3 protein-coding genes are annotated in these 2,931 nt (G+C 51.2%); all 3 read left to right on the top strand.

The features are described from left to right. Positions 1-165: 165 nt before the first annotated feature. A complete protein-coding gene (locus ABYT30_RS17900; protein WP_373097849.1) occupies positions 166-426 on the top strand; it encodes a hypothetical protein in 261 nt (86 codons plus the stop codon). A gap of 341 nt (positions 427-767) precedes the next feature. Continuing rightward, positions 768-1,328: a chalcone isomerase family protein gene (locus tag ABYT30_RS17895; protein WP_373081754.1), complete on the top strand. Its 561-nt coding sequence runs from the start codon at positions 768-770 to the stop codon at positions 1,326-1,328. Positions 1,329-1,482: 154 nt separating this feature from the next. Next, on the top strand, positions 1,483-2,931 hold a 1,449-nt coding region (locus ABYT30_RS17890; protein WP_373097848.1), incomplete at its 3' end, for a TonB-dependent receptor plug domain-containing protein.

The raw sequence follows: 2,931 nt of genomic DNA, 5'->3' as shown, positions 1-2,931 counted from the left end.
GAGGCCGGAAATGCCGGAGCCGATCACGGCTATGTTTAATGGTGCTTGCATATATAATTCATTGATCCCGCTTTAGTTTACTTACGTATATTCTTCCTAGACAGATCAGCCACAATAACCATAAGTGGTGAGGCGACGTTATTTGTCGCCGCTATGGAGAATTACATGCGGAGTCCTTCCCGAAAATGGCAATTCGCGCGATACGCTTTGCCAGGTCTTACTTTGGCGGCTTTAGGCCTGCCTGTTTATCTATATGCCCCGCTATGGCTTGCTGAGCTAGGTGGCTATAGCATAGTTGGTCTTGTGTTCTTTGCTGCAATGTTTAGCTATGTGCTGAACGACACGCCCATGGGGGCATGGATCGACGCGCAGGGCAGTTGGCGGCCAAGGCGGCTTGGTATTGCCCATGCTGAGCTGAACGGGTAATACTGTACCTTGCTTGGCGCTGCCTGTGAATATCTCATTCTTGCGCTGAACCCTCTGCGTTATAACAGTTTGCGCAAAATAGTGATATTGCTAGGAACGCTGGCAGTCACGGTATTAGCCGCGACCTTGCATTGGAATATCGCCACTCAGTGGGAGCGTTAATAATAGCATTATTGTTGTTTGGCCTTATTGGCAGGGCAGGCTTTGCCATCGGCCGTAAAAAGCGCCTTGGCTTAAGCTTTATCAGCTGAGGACAGTTAATGTAGTGTGCTTATGGTGTTTAAATTGCTCGAGTTAATTATGTTAGGCCTTAGTTCAATGGCCGTTATTGATGGTGCTAAATGATGATTAAATATCGGCAGGCGTATTTTTTAAGTTTTTTACTATTGCTTGGCGTACTGCCCGCCACGTTGGCGGCGGCAGATGGCTGGCGCACGGTGAGTGCAGAAACCTTTAGTTTGTTGTGGAAGGATTTAACCTACACCCGCCTGCAGGTAGACCCCCAGCAAGCTTTCCCCGAGTCAGGGGATATTCTCGCGCCAGACTATGCCAAACAGATAATTATTGAATATAAAGTCGGGGTGTCGGCAGAGCGTTTCCGCAGTATGACCAAGAAGGCGCTTGAGGGTGCATACGCGCCAGCGGAGTTGGCTGCCGCGACTGAAGACATCGCCCTGTTTAGCAGTTGGTACAAAAGTGTTGAGAAAGGCGATCAATACCGCCTCGCTTGGCGGCCCGAGCAGGGTTTACAGCTGTATTTAAATGCGAGCTACCTGGGAGCAATTCGGAATCCGAATTCTGCCGCTTTGATTCTAAGTGTGTGGCTGGGTCGGGCGGCAGTAAGTGAATCTCAGCGCGATACCATGCTGGCGAAGTGGCGGGCCACATTGGCAGGGGCATAAAGGGTGTAGTCATATTTTTTAAGTTGTTGAAAAGACAGCTAATAACTTTTTGATCTAAACTTAGAATATTTAATCGCTATAGGCCGCAATCGCTTGAAAACACTGGGCTGAATCCATAGCATGCGCTGCTAATTGTATGCTGGGAGCGAGTTTGGTGAACACCTCTACGAAATTGACCTTGGTTTTACTGGGCTTAACTCAAGCAACTGCGTTGTACGCTGAAGAAAATACGCCAGCTCGTCGCGGCTTGAGTATTGAAGAGGTGCTGGTTACGGCTCAAAAGCGCGAAGAAGGCGCCAATGACATCCCCTTGGCGATTGCGACTTATACCGGCGAAGATCTTGTCGCTCTCGGGGTGAGTGACACCACGGATCTCGGCAAATTACTACCGGGTTTTTCCTACGCGGATGGCGGCTTTAACACTCCCATTTATACTCTGCGCGGCGTGGGCTTTAATGAAAATAGTCAAACAGCCAGCGCCACCGTTGGTGTGTATATTGACGAGTTTAATTTGCCGTTTCCGATAATGACCAAGGGCAGTAACTTGGATCTCGCCCGGGTTGAAGTGCTGAAGGGCCCGCAGGGCACGCTTTATGGCCGTAACACCACCGGCGGCGCTATTAACTATATCGCCAATAAACCCAGTGATAGTCTGATCTACGGCGGAAGTCTCGGGTATAGCAGCTATGAAACCACGGAAGCCAATGGCTTTATTAGTGGGCCCTTGTCTGAGACCGTGAGCGCGCGCTTGGCGTTACGCGGTATCAATAGTAGTGAAGGCTGGCAGCGGAGCCGTACTCGCCACGCTAGCAGTGACGCCTATAACGGTAAAACGGGCCGCGATCTTGGCGGCGAATACCAGCAATTTGGCTACGATACTTTGGGCGAAGTCGATAAGCAGAGCGGGCGCTTTTCCCTGAGCTGGCTGGTGGCCGACAATATTGACCTTAGCTATCACCTTGATGGCTGGCGTGATCGCTCCGAGCCCCAGGCCTTGCAGGTCATTGCGATTGAATCGCAGAACGCGACCTTGGGTGCGGCGGGGCTGCACCCCGAGGTGGCAGATTACCCGGTCAATGATAAAGACACCCAGGATAATCGAGCGGCAGATTGGCCTAACAATGGCATGGAGTTTCGCTTAAACGACAGTTTTTACTCCACTGGTGTGCGGGTGAGCTGGACCTTGTCGGAAAGTTTGGAGGCGGTGTTTTTGGCTTCAGCGGGCCGCTTTGAATCTGACGGTAGCTTTATTCCCCAGTCGGGCGTAGATACGGTGAATACCGAGCGCAATGTTTTTGCCACCACTGATTATTACAACCTAGAGTGGCGTCTGGCTGGCCATTATCGCGACGATGTGTTTTGGCAGCTTGGTGTTAACTATAGCGAAGACGATGTCGCTGAGTTTCAGCGCCTGCACCACGAGACGGTTAGTATTATTTTCCCTGTTGATGCACCCGATGGTGATGGCGTGGCCGGGCTCGATAATCGCTCGGGTTTTGGTGGTAATCAGGTCGCCGAAGTGGCTGCGTTGTTTATGCATAGTGAATGGGAATTTGCTGACAGCTGGACTTTGAGCGGCGGCGCGCGCTATACCGATGAATCG

The organism is Zhongshania sp., assembly GCF_041623545.1.
Classification (GTDB): domain Bacteria; phylum Pseudomonadota; class Gammaproteobacteria; order Pseudomonadales; family Spongiibacteraceae; genus Spongiibacter.
This window is presented reverse-complemented; position numbering and strand designations above follow the sequence as displayed.

What these genes read in the sequence shown, in the direction of transcription:
- ABYT30_RS17900 (WP_373097849.1), top strand. Translation starts at nt 166, where the DNA reads ATGCGGAGTCCTTCCCGAAAATGGCAATTCGCGCGATACGCTTTGCCA.
- ABYT30_RS17895 (WP_373081754.1), top strand. Translation starts at nt 768, where the DNA reads ATGATGATTAAATATCGGCAGGCGTATTTTTTAAGTTTTTTACTATTG.